We start from the raw sequence: 26,317 nt of genomic DNA on the forward strand, positions 1-26,317 counted from the left end.
GGGCTACTGCACAGCCCGTACCAACCTGGAAAACCCTTAATATTCAATGACTTGATGCGCAATCCAGATAATTGGAAAAGCACCTGTGGCGGCAAACTGTGGATTGGCTGTTGCCGGGCGGACACTTGCCTCAGAACCTGTTCACGACCTGCTGCGCGTCGGCCCTCCTGCGTTAAAAAAAGGCTGGAGCGCAAGCGTGGTCGGACTGCTCATTTACAGCGGGTGAAGTCGAGCGCGACTCCGACCGCGCCTCGCCTGTTTTTGCGGGGCCGCCATCGGTGTTGCATGGCGTTACCTCGCGAGATCGTGAGCAGGTTCTCAGAGGCTGATATCCAGCGGGTACTGGACGATCAGGCGCAGTTCGTCGACGTTGGACTCGGCGACGTGATCGCCACCGACGCGGTGGGTGGCCTGCATCAGGTTGAACGAGAGGTCCTTGGCCGGCCCACTCTGCAGCACGTACTTCAGCCACAGGTTGCGCTCCCAGTGGCGGCCGTCCTCGGTACCATTGAAGTAGCTGTAAGCGCCACCCGCGCGCGTACCGTCGATGTCGGTACCGCGCACGTAGCGGGCTGTCAGGCTCAGCCCTGGCACGCCAAGCGTGGCGAAGTCATAGTCGTAACGGGCTTCCCAGGCTCGCTCATTGGGGTTGTTGAAGTCGGAAACCTGCGAGGCGGCATCCAGTTGCAGGTCATAGGTGTTCCACACGTAGTCGAACGGCGTGTCGCCATCGATGCGTGTGTAGGACAGCTTGAAGCCATGAGCGCCGGCAGCCAGACCGGCATGCACGCTCCATGAGTCGTTGTCGATCTGGCCGGCCAGCGCCTGGCCGCTGTCACGGGTGCGGTAATAATTGAGGCCGGTCTTCAGGCTCAACTCGCTACCCAGCGGCTGCACATGGTCGACGCTGAAGAACGACTGGTTCCATACGTCGTCGAGGCGGCTGCTGTGCAGGCGCAAGGTGAGCTGATCGTTGAACGAGTAATCGCCACCCAGGTACACCACATCGTTGGCGCCCTTGATACGCCCGGCATAGACGGTGCCGAGATCACCACGGTGGTTGCTGGCGTTGCGGTCACTGCTCGACTCCAGCTTGCCGCCCTGCAGGCTCAGGCCATCCAGCGAGTTGTTGTTGAAGATGAAGCCGCGCAGTGTCTGCGGCAGCAGGCGAATGTCGCTGGCGTGCAGCACCGGGCTGGTCGGGCTTACGTCGCCATAGCGCAGTTCGGTGTCGAAGGCGCGCACCTTGAGCGCGGCGCCAACCTTGCCGTAGCTGTCCTTGGGCTCGCCATCGAAGTTGCTCCCCGAGCGCGACACGATGCCAGGCACGCCGACACCATTGCCGACTGCCCCATTGCCGCCATCGAGCTTGAGCCCGACCAGCCCCTGCACATCCACGCCGAAGCCGACAGTGCCACGGGTGAAACCGGATTGCAGATCGGCGATGATGCCGTGGCCCCATTCACGATGCAGGCTCTGCCGCTGACCATTGTTGGGGTTGAGGGTGAAGTCGCCGTTGCGATAGTCCTGGCTGAAGAAGAAGTTGCGGTTGAGCACATGGATCTGCGTGCCGTCGATGAAGCCTTCATCATCGCTGTCGGCAAACGCGGGGCCGGCCAGCAGGATGGCCAGAGAAAGAGCTGTTCTGTAGCAAGCGGTAGAGCGCATGGCAGTGATCCTTGGAATGACGAGGTAGGCGCCTTTCCAGGCGCTGCAAATCCAGTTGTTCCAACAACCATGCCAACAGAAAAAATCATTGTTATTCAATCAGTTGAACAATCTACTCAACAATATGATGCACCGTCTGCGGAGCAATCTGCACAACTGCTGTTGCCGGCGCCACAGCGCTTTCGTCAGGAAAAAAAACGCGGCCTGGGCCGCGTTGAATGGAACATCACCTACTCAGTAAAAGGCGGTATGACCACAGCGTTCCACAGCCGTCGCCACCGCTCAGTCAGCCTTGCCGCCCAGGTAGAAATGCTGAATATCTTCCCGCGCGGCCAGCTCGGCAGCACTGCCCTCACCCACCACCCGGCCGTTCTCCAGGATGTAGGCATGGCTAGCATGGCGCAGGGCAACGTTGATGTTCTGCTCGGCCACCAGAAAGCTCACGCCCTCCTGCGCATTGAGCTGGGCGACGATGGCGAAGATCTCCTCGACGAGGATCGGCGCCAAGCCCATCGAGGGTTCGTCGAGCAGCACCAGGCGCGGTTTGGTCATCAGCGCGCGGCCGATGGCGAGCATCTGCTGCTCACCGCCGGAAGTCAGCCCAGCCTGAGTCTTGCGCTTGGTCTTCAAGCGCGGGAACCAGGCATAGATGCGCTCCAGATCCTGCTCCAGTTGGCGCCGCGTCGGGTTACGCAGGAAGCCGCCACTGCGCAGGTTTTCCTCGATGGTCAGGTGGGCGAACACATGCCGTCCTTCCAGCACATGGACGATACCCTGGCGTGCCAGCAGGTTGGCCGCGACACCGGCGGTGTCCTGCCCCTGGAAGCGGATATGGCCACGGCTGACCTGCGCCCGGTCGGCCTGCACCAGGCCGGAAATAGCCTTGAGTGTGGTGCTCTTGCCAGCACCGTTGGCGCCTAGCAAGGCGACGATATCGCCCTGCCCGACCTGCAGGGATACACCGGCCACGGCGAGGATCGCGCCGTCGTAGATCACTTCGATGTCCTCCACTGCCAGCAGCTCGCTGCTGACGGCGGCTGGAAGAGTCGCACTGGTCATGGATTGTTGCCCTCTGGTCGTCGTTCAGCGGGCGGCGCCTGCCGCCCCAAAGCCTTGAAATGCGTTGCCCGTGCCGGTCGCGGCTAAAGCCCCTGCCACAGGTGAAAAGCGAGCGCTCACGGCGCGTCACACGCACGGGGGGGCACGCCTTTCTCTTTCGCGTACTCGGCAGCCTTGGCGTCGATCAGGGGGCGCAGGGTGACATGATCGGCCTGCACCCAATCGGTGATCAGCTTCCACTGCTGGCCATCCCACTGCTGCACCTTGACGGCACCGCCACCCTCGTGGTCGCTGCACGACAGCTTCAGCGGCTGCATCAGCCCCAGGAAACCGATCGCCTTGAGCCGCGCATCGTCAAGATCGAGGTGTTCCAAGCCCCAGCGACCTTCTTCGCCATTGAGCGGCCGCGGTCCGAAGTGCTTCTGCGCGGCGCGGATCGCCTCGACGGCGATGGCGGCATTCACCAGGCCGGAGTTGTAGTAGACGCTGCCGAAGCTCTTCGGATCCTTGAGGTCGCTCTTGCCCTTGTCGAGGATGTGTGCCTTGATGCGCTGGTGGATGTCGAAGTCGGCACCGCCCGGATAGGGCGTCAGGGCCAGATAACCCTTGCCCGCCTCGCCGGCCGGCAGCACGTCTTCATTGGAGCTGGCCCAGATGTCGCCAATGATGCGATCGACCGGAAAGTCGAAGCGCGCCGCGGTCTTGATCGCCACCGGGGTGGACACGCCCCAGGTGCGCAGGAATACCCAGTCCGGCTTGAGCTGGCGCACCTGGCGCCACTGCGAGGCCTGCTCGTTACCCGGGTCGGCGACGGGAATCTGGATGTTCTCGAAGCCGTACTTCTCCGCCAGCAGCTTCAGCGGCCCCTGGGTTTCCCGGCCATAGGCGGAGTCGTGGTAGACGGTGGCAATCTTCTTGCCCTTGAGCTTGTCCAGCCCACCCTCGCGCTCGGCCACGTAGTTGATGAATGCCGAAGCCTCGCTGTAGAAGGTCAGCATCACCGGGAAGTTGTAGGGAAAGACGCGGCCATCGGTGGCCTCGGTACGACCATAGCCGAGGGTGATCAGCGGGATCCGGTCGGCCTCGGCCTTGTCCGCCAGGGCATAGGCAGCCGGCGCACCATTGGGCTGGTAGACCGCTACCGGAGCGCCATTGAGGCCGTTCTTGAAGCGCTCGTAGCACTCGATGCCCTTCTCCGCCGTCCACTCGGTCTCACACTCCTGCCAGACCAGCTTGACGCCATTGATGCCGCCTTCGACGTCGTTGATGTAGCGCAGGTAGTCGATCATCCCGGCCCACACCGGAATGCCGCTGGAGGCATAGGCACCGACTCGGTAGGTGGCTAGCGGGAAGAATTGTTCATTGGCCGCCTGGGCCGCCGACGGCATCGCGGCGTAGCTCGCGAGCGCCAGGCCAAAGGCGGCGACACCGCGTTTAAGCGTTGCATACATGGTCTTTCTCCTCAGGCGCCCAGCCCACGCGACGGTGGCCGGGCGCAGGTCATGGGGGGTTATTGCTCGTTGGCGCAATTACGCGGGGTGATGCCCTTCTCCTGGGCATAGGCGGCGGACTTGGCCTCGATCAGCGGACGCAAGGTGGTGCGGTCGGCCTGGATCCAGTCGGTCACCAGCACCCATTTCTCGCCGTCCCACTGCTGAACGCGGGCCGCACCACCGCCCTCGTGATCAGAGCAGGACAGCTGCAGCGGTGGCAGCAGCCCTTCGAAGCCACTGGCCTTGAGGCGCGCGGCGTCGATATTCAGGTGCTCGAAGCCCCAGCGCGCTTCCTCACCATTGAGCGGGCGGTTGCCAAACTTGCCCTGGGCGGTGCGCAGCGCCTCGACGGCAATCGCGGCATTGATCAGGCCGATGTTGTAGTACACCTTGCCGAAGTAGCGCTTATCCTTCAGGTCGCTCTTGCCAACATCGAGGATGTGCTGGCGCAGGCGCTGGTGAATCTCGAAACCGTCGCCACCGGGGAACGGCGCCAGGGCCTGGTAGCCCTTGGCCGCCGTGCCGGCTGGGAGCACGTCGGCCTCGGAGCCGGCCCAGACGTCGCCGATGATGCGCTCCACCGGGATGCCGAAGCGTGCGGCCGTCTTTATGCCAACCGGAGTGGACACGCCCCAGGTACGCAGGAACACCCAATCTGGCTTGATCTGCCGCACCTGGCGCCACTGCGCCGACTGCTCATTGCCCGGATCGGCCACCGGGATCTGGATGTTCTCGAAGCCGTATGTTTCCGCCAGCAGCTTCATCGGCGCTTGGGTTTCCCGGCCATACGCCGAGTCGTGGTAGACGGTGACGATCTTTTTGCCCTTGAGCTTGTCGAAGCCGCCCTCGCGCTCGGCGATGTAGTTGATGCCCACCGAGGCCTGCCCGTAGTAGTTCAGCAGCAGTGGGAAGGCATAGGGGAACACGCTGCCGTCGGTAGACTCGGTGCGCCCGCCGGCACCATCGATCAGCGGGATGCGGTCGGCCGCGCCCTTCTCCATCAGCGCATAGGAGCCCGGAGTGCTGTGGGTGAAGAAGAACGCCGTCGGCGCGCCATCCTTGCCATCTTTGTAGCGCTCGTAGCACTCGACGATACGGTCGACGTTCCACTCGGTCTCGCACTCCTGCCAGACCAGCTTGACGCCGTTGATGCCGCCTTCCACCTCGTTGATGTAACGGAAGTAGTCGATCTCTCCGGCCCACCAGGGAATCCCGCTGGAGGCATAGGCGCCGACCCGGTAGGTGGCCATGGGAATGAACTGCTGGTTGTCGGCGGCCTGGGTGACGACCGGAGACAGGGCCTGGGCGCCAAGCACGAAGAGGCTGACGAGCAGGTGACGATGCAAGGGTTTGCGCATGGTGTGAACTTCTTGTGCTGGGGTGAAAACCTCCTTTCCCGCGGTCGGGTCAAGGTTCATGGAAAAAGGCGGTCGTGCTCAGAAGCGCAGCGGCCAGACCCTGATGCGTTCGCGCAGGTCGCCGAGCAGGCGTACCAGGCCTTCCGGCTCCTTGATCAGGAACCAGATGATCAGGCTGCCAAAGAGGATCTTCTGCAGGTTCTGCAATTGCCCGGCATCGACGTTGCCGCCGAACAGCCACTGCCCGGCATGGCTGAGCAGAATCGGTGTGAGGCTGATGAAAGCCGCGCCGATGAAATTGCCGGCGATGCTGCCCATGCCACCGATGATGATGATGAAGAGGATCTGGAACGAGCGGTTGATATCAAAGCTGCCGGCACTGGACGTGCCCAGGTAGGCGAAGGCCCAGAGCGCCCCGGCGATGCCCAGGTAGAATGAGCTGACGGCAAAGGCCAGGCGTTTGTAGCGCTCCACCGGAATGCCGATCACAGAGGCGGCGGTGTCCATGTCGCGGATCGCCATCCAGTTGCGCCCGACCTGGCTGCGCACCAGGTTGACCGCGACCCAGGTCAGCAGCACCACGCAGCTCAGGGTCAGCAGGTAGCGACCTACCGGCGAGGCCAGGCTGTGGCCGAACAACTCCAGGCGCGGTGCGCTGATGGTGCCGGACGAGGCATGGTTGTAGAACCAGGGAAACTTGGCGAACACCCATTCGAGGAAGAACTGCGCAGCCAGCGTGGTGACCATCAGGTAGAAACCCTTGATCCGCGAACTGGGTATGCCGAACAGCAAGCCGACCAGGCCGGCAATCAGCCCGCCGCCGATCAGCGCCAGCGGCAAAGGGAGCCCAGGCACACGCAGCAGCAGGCCGTAGGTGGCGAAGGCGCCCACCGCCATAAAGCCGGCGGCACCGACCGAGGTCTGCCCGGTGTAGCCGGTCAGCAAGTTCAGCCCCAGCCCGGCCAGCGACAGCACCAGGAAGGGAATCAGGATCGCGTTGAGCCAGTAGTCGTTGCCCAGCCAGGGCAAGCCGACGAAGGCCACCAGCAGCAACAACGGCAGGCCCACTGGCCAGCGACGGCGCACCAGGGTCAGCGGCGCCTCGTCGAAGCCGGCGCCCAGGCGTGAAACGGTAGCGGTCATCGCGTCATACCCGTTCGGTGGCCCGGTCGCCGAACAGGCCGGCCGGACGGATGTAGAGGAAGATCAGGGCGAGGAAATAAGCGAACCAGGGCGTGATGCCGCCGCCGATCAGCGGGCCTATGTAGGCTTCGGCGAGGTTCTCGGCGGCACCGACGATCAGCCCGCCGACGATGGCTCCGCCAATCGAGGTGAAGCCGCCGATGATCAGCACCGGCAGCGCCTTGAGCACGACCAGCGAGAGCGAGAACTGCACGCCCTGGCGCGCCCCCCAGAGCAGCCCGGCCACCAGCCCGACCATTCCGGCCACGGCCCAGACGATCTGCCAGATGCGGTTGAGGTTGATGCCCAGCGACAGCGCCGCGCGGGTATCGTCGGCCACCGCACGCAAGGCCACACCGATGCGGGTCTTGTTGAACAGCAGCGCCAGCACCGCCACCAACAAGGCGGAAACGCCGGAGGCGACCAGGTCGAACTGGCTGATCATCAGTTCGCCGACGAACAGCGGGACGTCCTCGATGCCCAGATCCAGCGCGCGCACCTGGGCGCCCATCAAGCCCTGGGCCAGGCCCTCGATGATGAACGACAGGCCGAGGGTGGCCATGAACAGGGTGATCTGCGAACGATTGACCAGGGGCCGCAGCACCAGGCGCTCGATCAGCAGCGCGCCGACGATCATCACCAGTACGGTCAGGGCCAACGCCAGGGCGAACGGCAGGCCCTGCTCGTGCAGGCTAACGAAGGTCAGCGCAGCAAACAGCAGCATCGCGCCCTGGGCGAAGTTGAACACGCCGCTGGCCTTGTAGATCAGCACGAAGCCGATGGCCACCAGCGAATACAGGGTGCCGGCGAGCAAGCCGCCGATTAAGGTTTCCAGGAAGAAGTTCATCCGTGCGGCGCTCCCAGGTAGGCGGCGATCACATCGGGATTGGCCTGCACTTCGGCCGGTGTGCCATCGCCGACCTTGCGCCCGTAGTCCAGCACCACCACGTGGCTGGACAGCCCCATGACCACCTGAATGTCGTGTTCGATGAGAATCACCGTGGTGCCGAGATCACGGTTGATATCGGCGATGAAGCGGCTCATGTCCTGTTTCTCTTCAGCGTTCATCCCCGCCATCGGCTCGTCGAGTAGCAGCAGGGTCGGCTGCGCGATCAGGGCACGCCCCAGCTCCACGCGTTTCTGCAGGCCATAGGCCAGGCTGCCCACGGCAACGTCGCGCCAGGGCTGCAGCTCGAGGAACTCCAGCACCTGCTCGGCGCGCTCGGCGAAAGCCCGGGCCTCGCGCCGGGCACGTGGCAGGCCCAGCGCCTGTTCGAGAAAGAAACTGCGCTGGAAACGCGACAGACCGGTAAGCAGGTTGTCCAGCACACTCATCTTCTTGAACAGCGCATTGTTCTGGAAGGTACGGCCGATCCCCAGCCGCGCCGCCTGCAGCGGGTGCGGCCGGCGCAACGGCTCGGTGGCGAAGAACAGCTGGCCGGCATCGGCCCGGTAGACGCCATTGAGGATGTTCAGCAGCGAGCTCTTGCCGGCGCCATTCGGCCCGATCAGGGCGCAGATCTCGCCGCGCCTGACGCTGAAGGACAAGTCGGAAATCGCCTTCACGCCCTTGAACGACAGCGACACGTTGCGCACCTCCAGCAAAGCACTCATGCCGCGCGCTCCAGATATTCGTGCAGCCATGACAAGCGTGCCGGGCCTTGTAGCGCCACGCTGGCAGACGCACTTGGCACCTCGATCCGGCGCAAGCGATGGAAGCCGAGCAGACGCCGCACCCGCTGCTTCAGCCAGCGACGCAAGCCCTGGTGTGGATTCTCCAGCGTCCAGTCACACAAACGCCGTCGCCAACTGCCTGGTGGCGCCAGGCGGGCATCGATTTCGCCCGCCAGCGCCTCGACCCCCGCAGCGGACAACAACAACCCGGTCGGGGCGATTTCGCGACGGTCGCGACCAGCAGACTCGCTAGTTTCCGGGAAGGCTAGACTTTCGCCATGTTGCAACCAACGGCTCAGCAAATGCCCCAATCCCTCATGCCATTCGGTGCCCTCATCGACCCACAGCACGTCATCTTCGGCGACCTGCGCCCAACCCTGGCGCTGCGCCACCGGCGCCTCGCCGACAAACAGCGTCGACAGCGGCTGCACCTGCCACAAGCCGTTGCTCACGACATTGGCCTGGGCGGAAAACAAACGCAGTGGCCACAGCTCGGCAAGGCCGCTACCCAACCAGTGCGACACGTCTTCACGGCGTTGGACGAAGGCGAACGTCGGACGCCCCTGGCGCAGTTGCCGTTGCAGCTCATCGCCACGGCTGTCGCGGCCAATCACCAGACTCTGGCCGCCAAGCGGGTGGGCAGCCAACGCCAGAATCAGCAGGCTCGGCTCGAAGGCACCACTCAATGCCAGGCGCTGCCCGGGGCCGAACCCCTGCTGGCGCAAGCCGTTGGCAACCCGCTCGACCTCGTGCTGCACATCGATCCAGCGCCAGGCCTTCCACGCACCAAGACGGCGATGACGCAGGGCGATTTGTGTCGGCCGTTCTCTGGCCCAACGCTGCAGCGCCGTCAGCGCGCTGTCGGCCACTACGTCGGGCAACGGCGGATAGCGTTCATGAATGCTCATGCGATGACTCCTCTGCCGATTCAGGCCGGCTCGGCCAGGTTGACATCGACGTTTTCGCGCTGCTGGCTGAGGTCGCGATAGCCGGCGCCAGGATGGTTGGCGGGCAGTCGCGGGCCATCGCCGAACAGCTTCTCGCGCAGGGTTCCGGAACGATATTCGGTCTTGTACACACCGCGTTTCTGCAACTCGGGCACCAGCAGCTCGACCACATCGCGGAAGGTTTCGTGGGCCAGGACGTAAGCCAGGTTGAAGCCGTCCACGTCGGTTTCCTCGACCCAGGCCTGCAGCTCGTCGGCGACGGTCTGCGCACTGCCGACGATCAGCGGGCCGAAGCCGCCAATACCAACCCAATCGGCCAGTTCCTGCACCGTCCATTGCTTATTGGGGTCGGCGGTGGAAAAGGTTTCCACTGCCGACTGAATGGCATTGGTATGGATATGCTTGAGCACCTGGTCGGGCCGGTACTGGCCGAAGTCGATCCCCGTCCATCCCGAGATCAGCGCCAGCGCACCTTCGTAGCTGGTATATGACGTGAGCTCCTGCCACTTGGCCTGAGCCTTGGCGTCGGTCTCGTCGACGATCACCGTCTGCAGGTTGAAGATCAGCACCTTGCGTGGATCACGCCCGGCCTCGGCAGCGCGACGGCGGATGTCGGCCACGGTTTTCTTCAGGATCACCTTGGACGGTGCGGCGACGAACACGCACTCGGCGTGTCCGGCGGCGAAGTCCTTGCCACGGCTCGACGCCCCCGCCTGATAGAGCACCGGCGTGCGCTGCGGCGAAGGCTCGCAGAGGTGGATGCCGGGCACCTGGAAGTGCTTGCCCTGATGGCGGATCGCATGAACCTTGCTCGGATCGCTGAAAATACCGCGCTCGCGATCACGCAGCACAGCGCCCTCTTCCCAGCTCCCCTCGAACAGCTTGTAGAGCACTTCAAGATATTCGTCGGCGTAGTCGTAGCGCGCATCGTGGTCGCTCAGCGCCTTCTGCCCGAGGTTGCGCGCGCCGCTGTCGAGGTACGAGGTAACGATGTTCCAGCCGATGCGCCCCTTGGTCAGGTGATCCAGGGTCGACAGGCGCCGGGCGAAAGGGTACGGGTGCTCGAACGTCAGCGAGGCGGTGAGGCCAAAACCGAGGTGTTCGGTAACCAGCGCCATCGGGGTGATCAGTGCCAGCGGATCATTGACCGGAACCTGGGTCGCCTGGCGGATCGCCGCATCGCCATTGCCGCCCAGCACGTCGTAGATGCCGATCACGTCGGCGATGAAGATGCCGTCAAACTTACCGCGCTCAAGCAACTTGGCCAGATCCGTCCAGTATTCCAGATCCTTGTATTGCCAGGCGCGATCCTTGGGGTGCCTCCAGAGTCCGGGCGACTGATGGCCGACACAGTTCATCTCGAAGGCGTTCAAACGAATTTCACGTGGCATGGGGGCTCCTGATCGATAGGCTCGGCACCCTGTTTCGGCGCCTCTCAATGCTCCATCAACACAATCCATGCCAATAAATATTTTTTTTATTTACAATGACATAGAGATTACTCGAAGCAGCTTTAATGCCTGCAGGACGACATCACTGCTGATCAGCTGTACAACAGCGAACAGTGTTGATGCGCAGCGAGAAACATGCCGAGCTCTGCGACCCGGTCATGAGTACACCGCATTCAGCCAATCTTGATAAATATCAAGGTCATCGAGCCCCACTGCGTCACGCTTGGCCTGAACCGGTGGGCCTTCATCGAGGCTGCCACCGCGGTGGAGGCCATCATGAATACTTACTCAAGACTCCTGCTGATCTGCCATCCAGACCTGCACCCTTCGCCTGCCCTGACGCGTGCTCAAGCGCTGAGCAGTGCGACAGGTGCCACCTTGCACCTGGTGGCGCTCAGTCAATTGCCCTCGCGCCTGGCAACCCTGGACCAGGTGCTACGCAAAAACGCCCGCAAGCAGGACGCCGAGCATCGAAAGGCTTGGCTCGCTGACCAGGTGAAGGCGATGGGCGAACTGGGCATTACCGCCTACGCCGAGACACTGGACGATCAAGACCCGCTCAAGGACTTGATCCGGCTGGCCCAACTGCACCGGATAGGGATGGTGATCAAGGACATCCAGCACGAAACCGCCTTGAGCCGTGCCCTGCTCACGCCATTGGACTGGCAATTGCTACGCCGCTGCCCGATCCCGCTGCACCTGGTAGCCCAGGCTGAAACGACGCTGCCAGCGCGCGTACTCGTCGCCGTGGACCTGGTCGAGCACGACCCGCTGATCGAGAAGCTCAACGACCACATCCTGCAATCGGCACAGGCACTGGCACAACGCTGCAAGGCGCAACTGCATCTGCTGCAGGCCTACGAACCCAGCGCCAGCTTCGTTGCCTATGCCGCCGCACCCGTTGCCTGGACAGACAAACTGGCCGAGGAAATGTCCGGTCGTGCGCGCGAGCGCATGGCGACGTTCGGCGGCCGTTATGGCATCAAGCCAGATCACCTGCACCTGGTGCGGGGTGCTGCCCGTAACGTGGTCAGCGAATACGCGAACCAGCAAGGCTTCGATGTGGTGGTGATGGGCACGCTCTACCACGAGGGGGTGAGCAAGGTCGTCGGCAGTACTACCGAGCAAACCCTGTACAAGATTCACTCCAGTATTCTGGCGATTCACGGTTGAACGATCGCCCGCTGGCTATGCTCGACTGGATACTCATCAAACCGCACAGTGCCATGCAGCTCATGTCGCTGTGAACGACCTCTGGAGCGCAGGGCATGAATGACACACCGCCGTTGCTGTTCGCCTTGCAAGGCAGCCAGGCCTATGGGAATGCCGTGGCGCAACGCTTGGGCAGGAAACTGTCTGCACATGAAGAGCGCGACTACGAGGACGGAGAGCACAAGTGCTGGCCTGGCGAATCGGTGGACGGTCGATCGGTCATCGTCTTTCACTCGCTGTATGGTGACGCGCACCACAGCGCGCATGACAAGCTATGCCGGTTGTTGTTCTTCTGTGGCGCGCTCAAGGACGCTGCTGCCCGCCAGGTGACGGCAGTCACGCCTTACCTCTGTTATGGTCGCAAGGACCGCAAGGTGGAGTTTCAGGACGCTATCATCACCCGCCATGTGGCTCGGCTGATGGAAAGCTGCGGCGTGGACCGCATTGTGGCGCTGGACGTGCACAACCCCAGCGCCTTCGACAACGCCTACCGAATCCCGAGCTGGAACCTGCAATGCACCCAGCTATTCGCCCAACGCCTGGCCCCGCTACTCGGTGAGCAGGCGGTCACGGTCGTGTCACCGGATATCGGTGGCGTCAAACGCGCGGAGCAGTTTCGCCAGGTCCTGGCGCACCTGCTGGCGCGCCCGGTCTCGGTGGCCATGATGGAAAAACACCGCCAGCAGGCAGGCCTGAGCGGCGAACACCTGGTCGGTAACGTGGCAGGCAGCACCGTCATCGTGTTCGACGACCTGATCAGCACGGGGCAGACGCTACTACGCGCTGCCCAGGCCTGCCGGCAGGCCAGAGCCAGCCGCCTACTGGCTGCGGCCACCCACGGCCTGTTCACCACCGGTGGCGAGCTGTTCGACAGTGGCGCGTTCGAACGGGTACTGGTGGCCGACAGCATCGCCCCCTTTCGCCTGCCCGTGCGATGCCTGGAGCAACTGGATATCGTCGATACCAGCGCCCTGGTCGCCGAGCTGCTTGCCAACCGCCCGGGTACTGGCGCATGACCCCGGCGCAGGTGGCGCCGGCGGAGTGTCCCTGCTCCTGAAATCGTCGGGCCATTTGGCCATGAGGGCAGTGTCGCAGGCCATGCCGATGGTGTTCGCGCAGAGCATCATGGGAACCGCTATAACCGTCTACCCTGCCCCCAGCCAAAGGCGTAGCCCTTGAAAACTGACCCCCGGCACCATGGGAGCACTGTACATGCCTATCGACTTCAGACCCGCTCGAGTCTCGGACGCGCATGATATTGCGCGCTTCTTTCAACTGACATCGGAGGGCATGGCCGATTACATATGGAGCAAGCTCGCCGCACCTGGAGAAGCATTGCTGAGTGTCGGTGCGTCTCGCTATGCCAGAGAACAGGGCGACTTTTCATACAAGAACTGCCTGATGGCCACTTTCGAAGAGCGCGTCATCGGCATGATGCATAGCTATGCCTTGCGCGCGACCCCTGACAGGCCAGTCGAGACCGACCCCGTCCTCGCGCCTTATTCCGACATGGAAATACCCGATACCTTGTACATATCCAGCCTGGCACTGGATGAGGCCTGGCGGAGCCAGGGGCTGGGTGCCGAGTTTCTTCGCCACGCCCAGCAGCGCGCTGACGACGCAGGCCTCGATGGACTGTGCCTGATCGATTACGCAGAAAACCACGGTGCACGCCGCTTCTACGAACGTCATGGTTTTCAAATTGTTAAAACCTGCCAGATCGTTCCGCACCCGATGCTGGGCGTCACCGGTGAAGCCTATTTAATGTATCGCCCTACTCACAACGTGCTCGAGAAACAGCCATGAACCAGAAACTGACCGTGTTCCGCGAACTGGATATCCAACCGCTGCGCGACCTGCCCTTCTTTGAAGAAGTATTGGAAGGCACCCCTCACACGCTGACGTCCAAGTACTATCACGATGAACAGCAAGGTCGCATTTCCGGAGAATGGGAAGCCAGCACCGGGGCGTGGCGCATTGACTACAAAGTCTGGGAGTTCTGCCATGTCCTGAGTGGGTGCTGCGTCATCGAGCTTGAGGGTTGCGCCCCGGTCACACTGGCCGCTGGCGACACGTTCATTATCGAACCGGGCGCCAAGGGCAAATGGACCGTAGTGGAAGACATGAAGAAGAATTTCGTGATCCTCGTGCCCGCGAACTAAGCCACTGAATGCTTGCTGAAGCCGACTATGCTGGTAGCAATCCACTCGTCGGCACAGGGGCTGTTAAATGGGCATGAAGCGCAGGTTGGGACGGGCTGCTTGGCTGATGCTACTGATCCACGTGCTGTTCTCGCCCCTGCTCCACGCAGACACCCCTCAGGTCGGGCCAGAGATAGAGGGTGTGATTGCCGAACCCGCCCCGCTGACCGTCATCAACCGCACGGTGCTGGTCTTTCGTGCGACGCTGCTGGGCGAAACACCCAAGGTGCGCGCCCAGCGCGCCAAGAAGGTCATCGAGGAAACGCTCCAGGAAACGAACGACCTGGAGGTTCGCGTCGACCCTATCCTGCGCAGCTACCTGGTGCTGCTGGGCGGGCGCCGTGCATTCATCGTGACGCCACTGGATGCTGCGGCCGACAACATTACAACAGGCGAAGCCGCCGAGCAGGCCGCCGAGAACCTGCGCCTTGTCGTCGAGGAAACCCGTCAGGCGCGTAGCCTGCGGTTCTTGCTCACCGCGATAGGCTACAGCGCTGCGGCAACCGTGGTCTTTTTCATGCTGGTAAAGGCCGCAGGCTACTGTCGACGCAAGCTCCTGGGGCTGCTGCCCAAACTGATGGGCAAACACTCCGAGCGCCTCAAGGTCGGCCACACGCAACTGTTCGACCTGCAGAACCTGTACTACCTGATCGACCGCTCACTCTGGCTGCTGTACTGGTTGGTCGTGCTGTTGTTCTGCTACCAGTGGCTGGGCTTCGTGCTGTCTCAGTTCCCCTACACAAGGTCTTGGGGGGAAAGCCTCAATATTCACCTGATGGAGCTGCTCAACTACCTGATCAGCGGTATTTTGCGTGCCATGCCCGGCCTGGCCGTTGCACTGTCGATCTTCTTCATCGCCCGTGGCATAAGCGCCTTCTCCAAGCGTGTGCTAAGGCGCATGGCACGCCCAGGCACGTTGAAATGGCTGACCGCCGAAACCTTGCAACCGACCATGCGCCTGACGTCGCTGGCGATCTGGCTCTTCGCCCTGGTGATGGCCTACCCCTATCTACCCGGCTCGGGTACCGATGCCTTCAAGGGGTTGTCAGTGTTGCTCGGTCTGATGATTTCACTGGGGGCGACCAGTGTCATCGGCCAAGGCGCCGCCGGACTGATCCTCACCTACACGCGCACGCTGCGCGCCGGTGAATTTGTACGTGTGGGGGATTACGAGGGCACGGTGACCGAGGTGGGCATGTTCACCACGACCATTCGCACCGGGCTTGGCGAAGTGCTGACACTCCCCAACTCAATGATTACCGGCTCGGTGACCAAGAACTACTCACGTATCGTGCAAGGGCCAGGCTATGTGGTCGATACCGTGGTGACCATCGGCTATGACACCCCGTGGCGTCAGGTCGAGGCGATGTTGCTGGAAGCGGCTCGGCGCACCGACGGCGTGCTGCAAACGCCCACGCCCCAGGTATTCCAGACGGCGCTGTCGGACTTCTACCCCGAGTACCGATTAGTGGCCCAGGCCATTCCGTCAGAGCCCAGGCCCCGCGCGCAACTACTGAGCCTGTTGCACGCCAATATCCAGGACGTGTTCAACGAGTATGGGGTGCAAATCATGTCGCCTCACTACCTGGGCGACCCCGAGCAACCCAAATGGGTGCCCAAGGAGCAGTGGCACGCGGCCCCGTCCAAACCTGAAAATACCGCGTGAGCGATGAGGCCTCACGTGCCGGTCAGCGCAATGATCAGCGGCCCACAGACCGCCAGCAGGACATTGGAGACGGTGAGGCCGATTGGGTCCAAAGCATGCCGAGCAGCGCCCCCATCCCCAACCCGCTATGCACCCAACCACTTTGAGTACGGCGCAGAACCAAGCTCAAACGTCCAGCGCCCCCCTGAGCAAGGCATCAAGCACACGCGCGACGTCAGCACCCTGCTCGTCCAGCAGGCATACCGGCAGCCCGTGCAAGGCCGCTTGCACACCGGCCAGCCCCTCGCCCGTCAAGGCCAACGGACAATCAATTTCCATCTGCAGCGAGCGCAGGCGCTTGGCCAAGGCAGGGCTCACCGGTGGCTGCAGCGCGATCACCAGTGCCGCAGGCTGCACCGCTGCACACAGCAGCGGGAGCTCTTCCAGCGGCTGCCCGCAGCCGAGCACTTCGATGCGTTGTCGCTCGCTGCTCAACAGCAGCCCGGCGCACAACACCTGGCATTCGGCTTGGCCCTCGGTACCCGCCAGCAGCACCCGCGGCGCATCGACCTGGTTCATCTGCAGGCGCAGCAGCAGCCGGGCGCGCAAGAACGTATCGAGAAACAGCCATTGGCTACGCTGGCCTGGCGCAGTGCCTGAAGCCAGCTCATGCCAAACCGGCATCAGCACGTCCCGCAGCACCGTGGCCTTTGGCAAAAGTGTGAACAGCTGTCCATGGATCGCTTCCAGCGCCTGCGCATCGAATGCCCTGGAAGCGCGCGCAACGGCGGCGCGCCAGTCGTCAAAGGCCGAGGGCTGCTGCACAGGCGCCTCAGGCTGGCCGGCGAGCCTGTCACCCACCTTGCTGATGGGCAGGCCGTTGGCGGTCCAGCGCAAGATGTCGCGTATTCGCTGCACATCCTGAGCCGTGTACAAGCGATGGCCGCCCTCGGTGCGCTGCGGGCGAATCAACCCATGACGCCGCTCCCAGGCACGCAAGGTCACCGGATTGATGCCGGTCAGGCTGACCACATCGCGCATGGGTAGCAATTCGGGTGGGGTGGCGTCGGTCATAACGAGGTGTCATCCAGAGGGTGATACATTCTAAACCCAGATGCACCTTCTGCGGCGAGCCTCCTTGGTTCATCATGCAACAAACGGCGCCAAAAGCTTCTGCACGGAAGCCTTTGGCGCACATCGCATACGAAATGCCTGTAGGTGAGCCCCATGATCAACGCAAAACTCCTGCAACTGATGGTCGAACATTCCAACGATGGCATCGTCGTCGCCGAGCAGGAAGGCAATGAGAGCATCCTTATCTACGTCAACCCGGCCTTCGAGCGCCTGACCGGCTATTGCGCCGACGATATTCTCTATCAGGACTGCCGTTTTCTTCAGGGCGAGGATCACGACCAGCCGGGCATCGCAATTATCCGCGAGGCGATCCGCGAAGGCCGCCCCTGCTGCCAGGTGCTGCGCAACTACCGCAAAGACGGCAGCCTGTTCTGGAATGAGTTGTCCATCACACCGGTGCACAACGAGGCGGACCAGCTGACCTACTACATCGGCATCCAGCGCGATGTCACAGCGCAAGTATTCGCCGAGGAAAGGGTTCGCGAGCTGGAGGCTGAAGTGGCGGAACTGCGCCGGCAGCAGGGCCAGGCCAAGCACTGACAAAAAACCTATACAAGACCGTTGACTTGTATAGATAAAGGCTTAGGCTTCAGTTATACCTGTACAACAATTAAATTTTGTACAGGATTGCCTGGAGCCCAGTATGTCAGCGTACCTACAGCAATTCGCCGAGCGCTTCGCCCGCCTTGATGGGGCGAGCCTCGACACGCTGGATAAACTGTACAGCGACGATGTCACCTTCCGTGATCCCCTGCACCAGATACAGGGGCTGCAGGCCCTGCGCGCCTACTTCGAGCAGTTGTACGCCAACGCCACCGATATCCGCTACGCCTTCACCAGCGCCGACGAGGTGAAGCCCGGCCAGGGCTACCTGCGTTGGACACTGCAGTTTTGCCACCCGCGCCTGGCCGGCGGCCAGCCGATCACGTTGCAAGGCTGCAGCTGCCTGCATTGGCGCGACCGTGTGCATTTTCACCAGGACTATTTCGACGCCGGCGCCCTGCTTTATGAGCACCTTCCCGTCATGGGCACAGCGATCCGCTGGCTCAAAGGCAGGCTGGCATGAGCCGCTGTTGGCTGACCGGCGCCAGCAGCGGTATCGGTGCCGCGCTCGCGCAAGCCCTCCTGGAGCAAGGCCACCAGGTTGCCTTGGGCGGACGCAACGCCGACCGCCTTGCCCCGCTGGCCGAACGGTTTCCTGGGCAGGCATTGCTGGCCATTGGCGATCTTGACAACCCGGAGCAGGTCGCCGGCATCGCTGCGCAAATCGAGCAGGCCTGGGGAGGCCTGGACATGGCCATTCTCAACGCCGGCACCTGCGAATACCTGGAGCCTGGGCATTTCGATCCGGCGTTGGTCGAGCGCGTAATGCGCACCAACCTGCTGGGCGTCAGCTACTGCCTGGCGGCAGCATTACCCTTGCTGCGCGCCGGCCAGCGCCCCCACCTGGTGGTGATGGGCAGTTCGGTAACCTGGCTGGCCTTGCCCCGCGCCGGCGCCTATGGCGCGTCCAAGGCCGCAGTGCGCTATCTGGTGGAGTCACAGCGAATCGACCTGGCCCGCGAAGGCATCGCGGTCACCTTGGTAAGCCCAGGCTTCGTGGACACGCCACTGACCCGGCGCAACGATTTCCCCATGCCACAGTTGTGGTCCGCGCAGCGTGCCGCCCGGCATATCGCCAGGCGTCTGCCCGGCCGCCCCTTGGAAATCAACTTCCCCGGTCTTTTCACCTTGGTGTTGCGCCTGCTCGGGGCGCTGCCCGCGCGTCTGCGCCTGGCGCTGGGCCAACGCCTCGCCCGTCATGAACAGGAATGATGATCCATGCGTATAGCAATCATCGGCAGTGGCATCGCGGGGCTGACCTGCGCCCATTTGCTGTCACGCAAACACGAAGTCACGGTTTTCGAGGCCGAGCAATGGGTCGGGGGCCACACGCACACCCTTGATGTGGTCTGGAAAGGCCAGCGCCATGCAATAGATACCGGTTTCATCGTCTTCAACGACTGGACATACCCGAACTTCATCCGCTTGCTCGACCAGCTTCAGGTGCCATCACAGCCGACCGAGATGAGCTTTTCCGTGCATGACCCGATCACGGGCCTGGAATATAACGGCCACGACCTGAACACCCTGTTCGCCCAACGCAGCAACCTGGTGTCCCCAGGGTTCTGGGGGATGATCCGGGACATTCTGCGTTTCAACCGTCAGGCACTGGCCGACCTGGACAACCGGCGTATCGATGCCAGCACCACGCTGGGCGACTACCTTCAAGCGAACCGCTATGGGCAACGCTTCATCGATCATTACATCGTGCCGATGGGGTCGGCGATCTGGTCGATGTCTCGCGCAGACATGCTCCACTTCCCGCTTGAGTTCTTTGTGCGCTTCTGCCGCAACCACGGCTTGCTGTCGGTCAACCAACGTCCACAGTGGCGGGTGATCAAAGGCGGCTCGCGCAGCTATGTCGCACCGCTGTGCCGACCGTTCGCTGAGCGCATCCGCCTCAACTGCAAGGTTTACCGGGTCAGCCGCGACGAAGGTGGCGTGACCCTCGTGAACGCGGCCGGCACCGAACGCTTCGACAATGTGGTGTTCGCTTGCCACAGCGATCAGGCCCTGGCGCTGCTGGAAAGCCCCAGCAACCAGGAGCGCGCCGTACTCGGCGCCATCGATTACGCCAGCAACGACGTGGTGCTGCACACCGATACCCGTCTGCTGCCACGCCGCCAGCGCGCCTGGGCCAGCTGGAACTACCGCCTGGGCGGCACCGAGCAGGCTCCCGCCGCGCTGACCTACAACATGAACATTCTGCAAGGTATCCAGGCACCGACAACCTTCTGCGTGAGCCTCAACCAGACCGCACTGATAGACCCGGCGCAGGTGATCGCCCGCTTCCAGTACGCCCATCCCCAGTACAGCGTTGCAGCGTCCGCCGCGCAAGCGTGCCAGGAGCAACTGCAAGGGCAACAGCACAGTTACTTCTGCGGCGCCTACTGGGGCAATGGCTTTCATGAAGACGGGGTGGTCAGCGCACTTAAGGTGGCCGCGCACTTCGGAGAGCAACTGTGAACAGCAGCCTCTGCGTGGGCTGGATCAGCCACCGTCGGCTGACGCCGCGGGTCCACGCGTTCCGCTACCGGATCGGCATGTTCTACCTGGACCTGGACGAACAATCCTGGCTGATGGGCCTGTCACGCTGGCTGGGACGCTGGCGCCTGGCGCCGTTGTGCTGGCGCGAGACCGACTACCTGCCCGCCCTGACCCGCCAAGGCGAATCGCTGGCCCAGGCTGCACGCTTGCTGGTCGGGCAGGCGACGGGGCACCTGCCCGAAGGCCGGGTACAGCTGCTCACGCAACTGCGGTGCTGGGGGCTGTCGTTCAACCCGGTGAGTTTCTATTTCTGCCATGACCGCGACGGGTGCCTGACCGCGATCCTGATGGAAGTGCGCAACACGCCCTGGCGTGAACGCTTTCATTACGTGCTCCCGGTGCAAGGCAACCTTGCCAGGCCCTTCAGCGTCGGCAAGGCCTTCCATGTGTCGCCGTTCATGCCGTTGGACATGGACTATCGCCTGCGCTTTTTCCTGGACACGGACCATGTACGCATTCAGATGCAGAACTGGCAAGGCGGCACAAAGGTGTTCGAGGCCGACCTCGCCCTGCGCCGCAAGCCACTGGATGGAGCAGCGTTACGTCGGTATGTCCTGAACTTCCCATGGATGAGCCTGCGCACTGTCTCGGCCATCTACTGGCAAGCGCTGCGCCTGTTACTCAAACGCACCCCCGTGCATGACCACACCACCTGCCAGGGTGACCTGGCACTCGGCCAACCTTGCGAGGACCTTGATGATGTCAAATCCCACCCTGAGCGTTAGCAAGTTCGCAGGCCTTGCGCCCCTGCTCGGCGGGCTGGCACGAAGCACCGTGCTCGCCCAGTTGGGCAAGCTGCGTCACGGCCACCTGCGCCTGCTCAGCCACGGGCAGCAGTGGAGTTTCGGTGATGCCGACAGCCCGTTGCAGGCCGAGGTGGAGATCCTCGATGACGCCACCTGGAGCCTGATCGCCGGCAATGGCTCGATCGGTGCTGGCGAAGCCTACATTCACGGCTATTGGCGCAGCCCCGACCTGGCGCTGGTGACCCGCCTGTTCGTCGCCAACCTTGAAGTGCTCGACGCGCTCGAGGGTGGCCTGGCCCGCTTGGGCCGCCCTGCCCTGCGCCTGCTGCACCGGCTCAACCGCAACGACAAGCGCGGTGCCCGGCGCAACATTCTGGCCCACTACGACCTGGGCAATGCCCTGTTCGAGCGGCTGCTGGACCCCACCATGATGTATTCGGCTGCGCAATTCGAATACCCTGGGCAAACATTGGAGCAGGCCCAGCTGCACAAGCTGGAGCGCATCTGCCAGAAGCTCGAGCTGAGCCCTGACGATCACCTGCTGGAAATTGGCAGCGGCTGGGGCAGCCTCGCTATCCACGCAGCCACCCGCTATGGCTGCAGGGTCACCACCACAACGCTCTCCGAGGCCCAGTACAGCCATACCCTGCAGCGCGTCAAGGCCTTGGGGCTGGGGCAGCGCGTGCAAGTGCTCCGCGAAGACTACCGCGACCTTCAAGGCACGTTCGATAAACTGGTTTCGATCGAGATGATCGAAGCGGTCGGCCATCGCTACCTGCCGGTGTATTTCCGCCAATGTGCTTCGCTGCTCAAGCCTGAAGGCCTGATGCTATTGCAGGCGATCACCATCCGCGACCAGCGCTATGCCCAGGCGCAGCGCTCGGTCGACTTTATCCAGCGCTACATCTTCCCCGGTGGCGCCCTGCCTTCGCTGAGCGTGTTGCTCGACACCGCCAGCCGGCACACTGGCCTGAACCTTGTGCACATGGAAGATTTTGGCCTGGACTACGCCCACACCCTGCGACACTGGCGCGAAAACCTGCGTCAGGCACGCACTGCGCTGACGGACCTTGGCTACGACGACATGTTCCAGCGCCTGTGGGAGTTTTACCTCTGCTATTGCCAGGGCGGTTTCGAGGAACGCGCGATCGGTGTTGCGCACCTGCTCTGGGCAGCACCCCAGGCACGCCGCGCGCCCTTGCCTGGCGGTGCCTGATGCACAGCCGCTGGCTGATCGGCAATGCCCTCTGGCTGCAAGCCGGCTGGTGGGTCTGCGTGCTGGGCGCCGAGCGGCCTTTGCTGTTGCTGCTGGTGATTCCGGGCGTGGCAGTGCACCTGCGCCTGTGCCCGGACATCAATGCCGAGCTCAAGGCGCTGTTGCGTGTCACCTTTGTCGGCTGCGTGCTCGACAGCGTGCTGGGAGCACTGGGGGTGTTCGGTTTCGACGCCGGGCCCCTGCCGCTGTGGCTAGCGCTGCTGTGGTTGGTGCTGGCCAGCGGGATGCGTCACAGCCTGGCATGGGCCGGCAGGCACTGGCGAATCGGCGCACTGCTGGGGGCGATTGGCGGCCCTCTGGCCTACGTAGGCGGCGCCAGGCTGGCAGGTGTCGCCTTGCCATTGGGCGCGCTGGAAACCGGCCTGCTACTGATGCCGATATGGGCTTTGGCCCTGCCCCTGCTGGCGCGCATCGCGGCGCGGCGCTGACCGCCGACATCGCTCGGAACAGTAGCGCACCTGCTCCCAACAGCGTGCCCAGCGCTTGCGCCAGGTGAACGGCCGGCCACACACCACGCAAACCTTGCTGGGCAGAAGGCTCTTTTTCACAACGCCTGCCCCGCATCGAGCCGCGCCAGCAATGACTGGCCACGTTGCCACACCGCATCGCGACGGCCAGCGGGCATGCCATCAAGGCTGCGATAGACCAGGGCCAGGCGCGGGTTAGCCGAGAGCTGGGGGCGATGGCGAATAAGAAAATGCCAATACAAGGCATTGAACGGGCAGGCATCGTCTTCGGTCACCTGGTCGACCCTGTAACTGCAAGCCTTGCAATGGTCGGACATGCGCTGGATATAACGACCACTGGCGCAGTACGGCTTGGACCCCAGGTAGCCGCCGTCGGCGTGCATCACCATGCCAAGCGTGTTGGGCAGTTCGACCCACTCGAAGGCATCCATGTAGACCGCCAGGTACCACTCACAAATCTCGGTTGGCACGATACCGGCCAGCAAGGCGAAGTTGCCGGTAACCATCAACCGCTGAATATGGTGAGCGTAGCCCAACCGCAGGGTCTGCCCGATGGCCTGCGCCATGCAGCGCATGCGGGTGCGCCCGGTCCAGTAGAATTCTGGCAGCGCCCGGTGGTTGTTCAGGTGATTGAGCCCGGCATACGCCGGCATGCGCTGCCAATAGATGCCACGCACATACTCACGCCAGCCGATCAGCTGGCGAATGAAGCCTTCGGCTGCATTGAGCGGCACCCGCCCCTCACGCCAGGCTTTGTCGACGTCGTCGCACAGACGACGTACATCCAGAAGGCCGATGTTGAGCGCCGCACTGATGCGCGCATGAAACAGGTACGGCTCGCCTTCGGCCATCGCATCCTGGTAGTCACCGAAAGCCGCCAGGCCGAAATCCAGAAAATGCTGCCACAGCTGTTGTGCCTCGGCATGGGTCACGGGGTAATCGAAACCGTCGACGCCCCCGTAGTGGTCGCTGAAGCGCTGACGCACCAAGGCCACCACCGCTGCCGTGATGTCGTCTTGCGCAAAATGCGCAGCGAATGGGCCACGCAGCTGCCGTGGCAATGGCTTGCGATTGTCGCCATCGAAATTCCAGGCTCCCCCTGCCGGGCTGCCGTCAGGCTCCATGAGCAGGCCGGTTCGCTTGCGCATGCCACGGTAGAAGTGCTCCATACGCAGCTGGCGACGTTCTGTGGCCCAGCGCCCGAAGGCTTCACGGGAGCACAGAAAACGCGTGTCGCGAAACCACACAAGCGGCAGTGCGGCATCACGCAAGGCCTGCTCCAGGCGCCACTCACCGCACTCGGTCAAGTGAATGTGGGTGGCGCCCAAGGCTTGTTGCCATCGACGCAACTCACCCACGATGCTGCCGCTGTTACCCTCGGCGTCCAGCTCGACATAGTGCACCTGCCAACCCCGTTCACGCAGGGCCTGGGCAAAATGCCGCATGGCGCTGAAGATGAGAACGATCTTCAGCGGATGATGAGGTACGTATCGGGCCTCCCCCTCCACTTCCGCCATCAGGACCGCATCGCGAGCAGGGTCAAGGGACGTCAGACTTGCCAGGTCGAACGACAGTTGGTCACCCAGCACCAGGCCCAGGCGCATCGTCCGGGCTACCACTGGCTGGTGAGCGTTACCGGTACACGCAGCGGCGCGATGGGGCCGTCACGTTGCCCGCACATCTCATCATGCACCACCTGCTGCACCAGCATGCACGGCACCGGCGGCAGGTCGGCCAGCAACTGCCGCAGTTCGGTCGTGGAGCGCACGCGCACGGGCTGCCCCTGGGCATCGCTCAATGTCACAGGGCCGGCGTCGGTCAGGGCGCGCAGGAGGTAGAAGCCACCCTCCAGCGACAGCAGTTCAAGTTCCTTGGCTTCGCCGGTCGAAACCAGCTGGGTCAGCGCGATCAGGTTCATGGTGTGCCCTCTGGCAGGCGGCGGAAGAACAAGGTGATCTGGCCAATCTCCACGCCCAGCTTGCTCATGCTCGAGCGGTTGATCAGGGTGTCGTCATCCATGAGGTACATCCAGTCGTCCAGGTCTACCTGCCAGTGCCGCCCGTCGACCGGCAGATCCAGTTGGTAACGCCATCGCAGCGCGTTGCCCGCCACTTCGCCACGCGCCTCGCCGATCACGTCCCCCGCTGTTCCCCGCCAGCGCCCGGGGCCGTCCGGCACCAGCGTCCAGGTACGCTGCTGGCGTGTGCCATCGCTATAGAGAAAATGCTCGTCGAGGATCAGCCGTTCACCTTCGCGGCGGCTGTCGATGCGCACATGGAAGCGCTTGACCACCTCCCCGGAACGCTTCTGGAACATCCCCCACGCCTGAACCGGGCGCGAGAAGAACGCCGCCAGGTCCAGCTTCGGCTGCTCCTGGGCATAGTGCTCGATACCGACATTGCCACAACTGCCCAGAAGCAGGCAGGCAGCCAGAAACAGCGCTTTGTACATGTTCAGGCTCCTCGGTCATCGCCAGCCAGCCCAAGCAGCCGCTGACGCAATTGGGGGTCTCTGGCCCGCGGGTCAAGCCAGATGGCGAAGAAGGCCCGGGCGAACACCGGATCGTCGATCGCGTGGCTCAATTTGCCGTCGACGTAAAAGCGGCAACCCTGCCCCGGCAGGTACAAGCCCGTGATGCGCATGCCAGGGCTCACGTCCACGAATGCCTGCTCAATCGCCCTGGTCCATGCCGCGCGTTGCTGTGCCGTCATGCTGCCGCCACCCAGGCGTTGCATTTCCTCGAGGCTGGCCTTGACCAGCGTGTCCCGGGACAATGAACGGTGATACAGCAGCTCAAGGGCGAACGGCTGGTTCCAGTCCTGAACCGGGCCAACTGCCCATAACCGGGCGGTATACAGCCGCAGGCCAAACCAGGTGAAATCACCGGCGCCCAGCCGTTGCGCCGCAGGCAGCTCCGCTCGCCAGTCTGCCGCCGACGACATGGCGGCTAGCAGCAGGCACAGACAGGTCCAACGTGCAGGGTGCGCCATTCTGACCTCGAGCACTTTGGGAAATATTATACAATAGTAGACTCTTGTACACATATTCGCTGGAGCATGTACAGATTTCAATGCCAAGCATGCACATTTCTGCAAGCCTCGCGCCCCCGTTATCGAACACCCATGAAAGTCGAGATAGAAGGAATTGCTCATGCTGTACGTCGTCATGCTCGGTGGACGCCACCCACGGGCCAATATCGAGGTCCACGACGTGTTGTTCGCGCAGGCGGACTCACTTGAACAGGCCTACCCCCATCTGCGCCAAGCCTGGTTCGGGAGCCGAACGGGCCTGCACATCGACTCATGGATGGAAGTCGACGGTATTGGCCGCTACCGCGTCGCGTTCAGTCAGGTAGCGCCTGGCCCACACGAACCCAGGTTGTTCTTCATCAACCTTGGCGGTTACGAGCCCGGAGTGTTTGGCGAGGCACACCGCTACCTGCTGGTGGTGGCGAAGGACAAGGCCGAGGCCAGGCAACTGGGCAAACAGCGCCTGCAGGCAGACTGGCTCAAGCCGCATACCGACGCGGTACTGGACGTCGACGATTGCCTGCCGATCGACTGGGTGAACGACCGTTACGTGCACTTGATCGAAGGGCCACATGACGGCTTACGGCAGTACAGCGACTATATCCTGCTGTGAGCTCACCCCTGC

General features: G+C 63.0%; 28 protein-coding genes. 13 read left to right on the forward strand and 15 right to left on the reverse strand.

Translation table 11 applies throughout. The features are described 5' to 3' along the window. Window positions 1–318: 318 nt before the first annotated feature. The 9 genes from AC3RCM_RS15590 to AC3RCM_RS15630 form a co-directional block, all read right to left on the reverse strand. Window positions 319–1,668, reverse strand: a complete 1,350-nt coding sequence (locus tag AC3RCM_RS15590) for an OprD family porin (RefSeq protein ID WP_492629007.1) — start codon at window positions 1,666–1,668, stop codon at window positions 319–321. A gap of 282 nt (window positions 1,669–1,950) precedes the next feature. Further along, window positions 1,951–2,727: an ABC transporter ATP-binding protein gene (locus AC3RCM_RS15595; RefSeq protein ID WP_064493309.1), complete on the reverse strand. Its 777-nt coding sequence runs from the start codon at window positions 2,725–2,727 to the stop codon at window positions 1,951–1,953. Between the two features lie 116 nt (window positions 2,728–2,843). Beyond that, complete coding sequence (locus tag AC3RCM_RS15600; protein WP_492629008.1) at window positions 2,844–4,178, reverse strand: ABC transporter substrate-binding protein; 1,335 nt, start codon at window positions 4,176–4,178, stop codon at window positions 2,844–2,846. Window positions 4,179–4,237: 59 nt separating this feature from the next. After that, on the reverse strand, window positions 4,238–5,578 hold the full coding sequence (locus tag AC3RCM_RS15605) for an ABC transporter substrate-binding protein (RefSeq protein ID WP_060538311.1): 1,341 nt from the start codon (window positions 5,576–5,578) through the stop codon (window positions 4,238–4,240). 78 nt (window positions 5,579–5,656) lie between these two features. Further along, complete coding sequence (locus AC3RCM_RS15610) at window positions 5,657–6,721, reverse strand: branched-chain amino acid ABC transporter permease (protein ID WP_003253989.1); 1,065 nt, start codon at window positions 6,719–6,721, stop codon at window positions 5,657–5,659. 4 nt (window positions 6,722–6,725) lie between these two features. Next, complete coding sequence (locus tag AC3RCM_RS15615) at window positions 6,726–7,607, reverse strand: branched-chain amino acid ABC transporter permease (protein ID WP_003253990.1); 882 nt, start codon at window positions 7,605–7,607, stop codon at window positions 6,726–6,728. After that, window positions 7,604–8,374, reverse strand: a complete 771-nt coding sequence (locus AC3RCM_RS15620; RefSeq protein WP_003253991.1) for an ABC transporter ATP-binding protein — start codon at window positions 8,372–8,374, stop codon at window positions 7,604–7,606. The genes AC3RCM_RS15615 and AC3RCM_RS15620 overlap by 4 nt, the downstream gene beginning before the upstream one ends. After that, entirely contained in the window at window positions 8,371–9,342 is a 972-nt protein-coding gene (locus tag AC3RCM_RS15625; RefSeq protein WP_064493312.1) for an AMP-binding protein, read from the reverse strand. The genes AC3RCM_RS15620 and AC3RCM_RS15625 overlap by 4 nt, the downstream gene beginning before the upstream one ends. A gap of 20 nt (window positions 9,343–9,362) precedes the next feature. After that, window positions 9,363–10,772 (reverse strand): LLM class flavin-dependent oxidoreductase, encoded by a 1,410-nt coding sequence (locus tag AC3RCM_RS15630; protein WP_064493313.1) that lies wholly within the window; start codon window positions 10,770–10,772, stop codon window positions 9,363–9,365. Between the two features lie 243 nt (window positions 10,773–11,015). Between AC3RCM_RS15630 and AC3RCM_RS15635 the strand changes: the two genes are divergently transcribed. The 5 genes from AC3RCM_RS15635 to AC3RCM_RS15655 all read left to right on the forward strand — a co-directional run bounded on the left by AC3RCM_RS15635 (window position 11,016) and on the right by AC3RCM_RS15655 (window position 15,911). After that, window positions 11,016–12,005 carry a universal stress protein gene (locus AC3RCM_RS15635; RefSeq protein ID WP_064493314.1) on the forward strand — a complete coding sequence of 330 codons (990 nt, stop codon included), beginning with the start codon at window positions 11,016–11,018 and terminating at the stop codon, window positions 12,003–12,005. A 95-nt stretch (window positions 12,006–12,100) separates the two neighbouring features. Continuing rightward, on the forward strand, window positions 12,101–13,060 hold the full coding sequence (locus AC3RCM_RS15640; protein ID WP_492629009.1) for a ribose-phosphate diphosphokinase: 960 nt from the start codon (window positions 12,101–12,103) through the stop codon (window positions 13,058–13,060). A gap of 196 nt (window positions 13,061–13,256) precedes the next feature. Beyond that, window positions 13,257–13,850 carry a GNAT family N-acetyltransferase gene (locus tag AC3RCM_RS15645; RefSeq protein WP_231114314.1) on the forward strand — a complete coding sequence of 198 codons (594 nt, stop codon included), beginning with the start codon at window positions 13,257–13,259 and terminating at the stop codon, window positions 13,848–13,850. Next, window positions 13,847–14,206, forward strand: a complete 360-nt coding sequence (locus AC3RCM_RS15650) for a cupin domain-containing protein (protein ID WP_003253997.1) — start codon at window positions 13,847–13,849, stop codon at window positions 14,204–14,206. Before AC3RCM_RS15645 ends, AC3RCM_RS15650 begins: the two co-directional genes overlap by 4 nt. A gap of 67 nt (window positions 14,207–14,273) precedes the next feature. Then, complete coding sequence (locus AC3RCM_RS15655) at window positions 14,274–15,911, forward strand: mechanosensitive ion channel family protein (protein WP_104887473.1); 1,638 nt, start codon at window positions 14,274–14,276, stop codon at window positions 15,909–15,911. A 165-nt stretch (window positions 15,912–16,076) separates the two neighbouring features. On the opposite strand, the gene AC3RCM_RS15660 is transcribed toward AC3RCM_RS15655, so the two are convergent. Continuing rightward, entirely contained in the window at window positions 16,077–16,964 is an 888-nt protein-coding gene (locus tag AC3RCM_RS15660) for a MerR family transcriptional regulator (RefSeq protein WP_104887472.1), read from the reverse strand. Between the two features lie 153 nt (window positions 16,965–17,117). On the opposite strand from AC3RCM_RS15660, the gene AC3RCM_RS15665 reads away from it, so the two are divergent. The 7 genes from AC3RCM_RS15665 (at window position 17,118) to AC3RCM_RS15695 (ending at window position 22,624) form a co-directional block, all read left to right on the forward strand. Beyond that, window positions 17,118–17,564 carry a PAS domain S-box protein gene (locus AC3RCM_RS15665; RefSeq protein ID WP_029615462.1) on the forward strand — a complete coding sequence of 149 codons (447 nt, stop codon included), beginning with the start codon at window positions 17,118–17,120 and terminating at the stop codon, window positions 17,562–17,564. A 103-nt stretch (window positions 17,565–17,667) separates the two neighbouring features. Next, the gene (locus tag AC3RCM_RS15670; RefSeq protein WP_003254001.1) at window positions 17,668–18,090 is read left to right on the forward strand and encodes a nuclear transport factor 2 family protein; all 423 of its coding nucleotides are present in this window, start codon (window positions 17,668–17,670) and stop codon (window positions 18,088–18,090) included. Then, a complete protein-coding gene (locus AC3RCM_RS15675; RefSeq protein ID WP_457250760.1) occupies window positions 18,087–18,839 on the forward strand; it encodes an SDR family NAD(P)-dependent oxidoreductase in 753 nt (250 codons plus the stop codon). The genes AC3RCM_RS15670 and AC3RCM_RS15675 overlap by 4 nt, the downstream gene beginning before the upstream one ends. Window positions 18,840–18,845: 6 nt before the next feature. Continuing rightward, window positions 18,846–20,093: an NAD(P)/FAD-dependent oxidoreductase gene (locus AC3RCM_RS15680; RefSeq protein ID WP_064493321.1), complete on the forward strand. Its 1,248-nt coding sequence runs from the start codon at window positions 18,846–18,848 to the stop codon at window positions 20,091–20,093. Then, window positions 20,090–20,899: a DUF1365 domain-containing protein gene (locus AC3RCM_RS15685; RefSeq protein WP_010953649.1), complete on the forward strand. Its 810-nt coding sequence runs from the start codon at window positions 20,090–20,092 to the stop codon at window positions 20,897–20,899. The genes AC3RCM_RS15680 and AC3RCM_RS15685 overlap by 4 nt, the downstream gene beginning before the upstream one ends. Further along, complete coding sequence (locus tag AC3RCM_RS15690; RefSeq protein ID WP_104887469.1) at window positions 20,874–22,136, forward strand: SAM-dependent methyltransferase; 1,263 nt, start codon at window positions 20,874–20,876, stop codon at window positions 22,134–22,136. The genes AC3RCM_RS15685 and AC3RCM_RS15690 overlap by 26 nt, the downstream gene beginning before the upstream one ends. Then, window positions 22,136–22,624 carry a DUF2878 domain-containing protein gene (locus AC3RCM_RS15695; RefSeq protein ID WP_104887468.1) on the forward strand — a complete coding sequence of 163 codons (489 nt, stop codon included), beginning with the start codon at window positions 22,136–22,138 and terminating at the stop codon, window positions 22,622–22,624. Before AC3RCM_RS15690 ends, AC3RCM_RS15695 begins: the two co-directional genes overlap by 1 nt. Here the strand turns inward: AC3RCM_RS15695 and AC3RCM_RS15700 are convergent. Genes AC3RCM_RS15700 through AC3RCM_RS15720 form a run of 5 tightly spaced genes read right to left on the reverse strand, consistent with a single transcriptional unit; the run spans window position 22,562 to window position 25,653 of the window. Further along, entirely contained in the window at window positions 22,562–22,744 is a 183-nt protein-coding gene (locus AC3RCM_RS15700; RefSeq protein WP_080574912.1) for a DUF2256 domain-containing protein, read from the reverse strand. The genes AC3RCM_RS15695 and AC3RCM_RS15700 overlap by 63 nt on opposite strands. Then, entirely contained in the window at window positions 22,741–24,267 is a 1,527-nt protein-coding gene (locus AC3RCM_RS15705; RefSeq protein WP_104887467.1) for a cryptochrome/photolyase family protein, read from the reverse strand. Before AC3RCM_RS15705 ends, AC3RCM_RS15700 begins: the two co-directional genes overlap by 4 nt. Before the next feature lie 8 nt (window positions 24,268–24,275). Then, entirely contained in the window at window positions 24,276–24,581 is a 306-nt protein-coding gene (locus AC3RCM_RS15710) for a DUF6482 family protein (protein ID WP_003254009.1), read from the reverse strand. Further along, a complete protein-coding gene (locus tag AC3RCM_RS15715) occupies window positions 24,578–25,114 on the reverse strand; it encodes a DUF3833 domain-containing protein (protein WP_104887466.1) in 537 nt (178 codons plus the stop codon). The genes AC3RCM_RS15710 and AC3RCM_RS15715 overlap by 4 nt, the downstream gene beginning before the upstream one ends. 2 nt (window positions 25,115–25,116) lie before the next feature. After that, window positions 25,117–25,653, reverse strand: coding sequence for a chalcone isomerase family protein (locus AC3RCM_RS15720; protein ID WP_003254011.1), 537 nt, complete (start codon window positions 25,651–25,653; stop codon window positions 25,117–25,119). 160 nt (window positions 25,654–25,813) lie between these two features. Here AC3RCM_RS15720 and AC3RCM_RS15725 point away from each other — a divergent pair, with 160 nt between their 5' ends. Further along, on the forward strand, window positions 25,814–26,305 hold the full coding sequence (locus AC3RCM_RS15725; protein WP_198747246.1) for a DUF1543 domain-containing protein: 492 nt from the start codon (window positions 25,814–25,816) through the stop codon (window positions 26,303–26,305). Window positions 26,306–26,317: the final 12 nt, after the last annotated feature.

Source organism: Pseudomonas sp. GW823-FHT05G12, assembly GCF_058795575.1.

What these genes read in the sequence shown, in the direction of transcription:
- AC3RCM_RS15590 (WP_492629007.1), bottom strand. Translation starts at nt 1,668, where the DNA reads ATGCGCTCTACCGCTTGCTACAGAACAGCTCTTTCTCTGGCCATCCTG.
- AC3RCM_RS15595 (WP_064493309.1), bottom strand. Translation starts at nt 2,727, where the DNA reads ATGACCAGTGCGACTCTTCCAGCCGCCGTCAGCAGCGAGCTGCTGGCA.
- AC3RCM_RS15600 (WP_492629008.1), bottom strand. Translation starts at nt 4,178, where the DNA reads ATGTATGCAACGCTTAAACGCGGTGTCGCCGCCTTTGGCCTGGCGCTC.
- AC3RCM_RS15605 (WP_060538311.1), bottom strand. Translation starts at nt 5,578, where the DNA reads ATGCGCAAACCCTTGCATCGTCACCTGCTCGTCAGCCTCTTCGTGCTT.
- AC3RCM_RS15610 (WP_003253989.1), bottom strand. Translation starts at nt 6,721, where the DNA reads ATGACCGCTACCGTTTCACGCCTGGGCGCCGGCTTCGACGAGGCGCCG.
- AC3RCM_RS15615 (WP_003253990.1), bottom strand. Translation starts at nt 7,607, where the DNA reads ATGAACTTCTTCCTGGAAACCTTAATCGGCGGCTTGCTCGCCGGCACC.
- AC3RCM_RS15620 (WP_003253991.1), bottom strand. Translation starts at nt 8,374, where the DNA reads ATGAGTGCTTTGCTGGAGGTGCGCAACGTGTCGCTGTCGTTCAAGGGC.
- AC3RCM_RS15625 (WP_064493312.1), bottom strand. Translation starts at nt 9,342, where the DNA reads ATGAGCATTCATGAACGCTATCCGCCGTTGCCCGACGTAGTGGCCGAC.
- AC3RCM_RS15630 (WP_064493313.1), bottom strand. Translation starts at nt 10,772, where the DNA reads ATGCCACGTGAAATTCGTTTGAACGCCTTCGAGATGAACTGTGTCGGC.
- AC3RCM_RS15640 (WP_492629009.1), top strand. Translation starts at nt 12,101, where the DNA reads ATGAATGACACACCGCCGTTGCTGTTCGCCTTGCAAGGCAGCCAGGCC.
- AC3RCM_RS15645 (WP_231114314.1), top strand. Translation starts at nt 13,257, where the DNA reads ATGCCTATCGACTTCAGACCCGCTCGAGTCTCGGACGCGCATGATATT.
- AC3RCM_RS15650 (WP_003253997.1), top strand. Translation starts at nt 13,847, where the DNA reads ATGAACCAGAAACTGACCGTGTTCCGCGAACTGGATATCCAACCGCTG.
- AC3RCM_RS15655 (WP_104887473.1), top strand. Translation starts at nt 14,274, where the DNA reads ATGGGCATGAAGCGCAGGTTGGGACGGGCTGCTTGGCTGATGCTACTG.
- AC3RCM_RS15660 (WP_104887472.1), bottom strand. Translation starts at nt 16,964, where the DNA reads ATGACCGACGCCACCCCACCCGAATTGCTACCCATGCGCGATGTGGTC.
- AC3RCM_RS15665 (WP_029615462.1), top strand. Translation starts at nt 17,118, where the DNA reads ATGATCAACGCAAAACTCCTGCAACTGATGGTCGAACATTCCAACGAT.
- AC3RCM_RS15670 (WP_003254001.1), top strand. Translation starts at nt 17,668, where the DNA reads ATGTCAGCGTACCTACAGCAATTCGCCGAGCGCTTCGCCCGCCTTGAT.
- AC3RCM_RS15675 (WP_457250760.1), top strand. Translation starts at nt 18,087, where the DNA reads ATGAGCCGCTGTTGGCTGACCGGCGCCAGCAGCGGTATCGGTGCCGCG.
- AC3RCM_RS15680 (WP_064493321.1), top strand. Translation starts at nt 18,846, where the DNA reads ATGCGTATAGCAATCATCGGCAGTGGCATCGCGGGGCTGACCTGCGCC.
- AC3RCM_RS15690 (WP_104887469.1), top strand. Translation starts at nt 20,874, where the DNA reads ATGTCAAATCCCACCCTGAGCGTTAGCAAGTTCGCAGGCCTTGCGCCC.
- AC3RCM_RS15695 (WP_104887468.1), top strand. Translation starts at nt 22,136, where the DNA reads ATGCACAGCCGCTGGCTGATCGGCAATGCCCTCTGGCTGCAAGCCGGC.
- AC3RCM_RS15705 (WP_104887467.1), bottom strand. Translation starts at nt 24,267, where the DNA reads ATGCGCCTGGGCCTGGTGCTGGGTGACCAACTGTCGTTCGACCTGGCA.
- AC3RCM_RS15710 (WP_003254009.1), bottom strand. Translation starts at nt 24,581, where the DNA reads ATGAACCTGATCGCGCTGACCCAGCTGGTTTCGACCGGCGAAGCCAAG.
- AC3RCM_RS15715 (WP_104887466.1), bottom strand. Translation starts at nt 25,114, where the DNA reads ATGTACAAAGCGCTGTTTCTGGCTGCCTGCCTGCTTCTGGGCAGTTGT.
- AC3RCM_RS15720 (WP_003254011.1), bottom strand. Translation starts at nt 25,653, where the DNA reads ATGGCGCACCCTGCACGTTGGACCTGTCTGTGCCTGCTGCTAGCCGCC.
- AC3RCM_RS15725 (WP_198747246.1), top strand. Translation starts at nt 25,814, where the DNA reads ATGCTGTACGTCGTCATGCTCGGTGGACGCCACCCACGGGCCAATATC.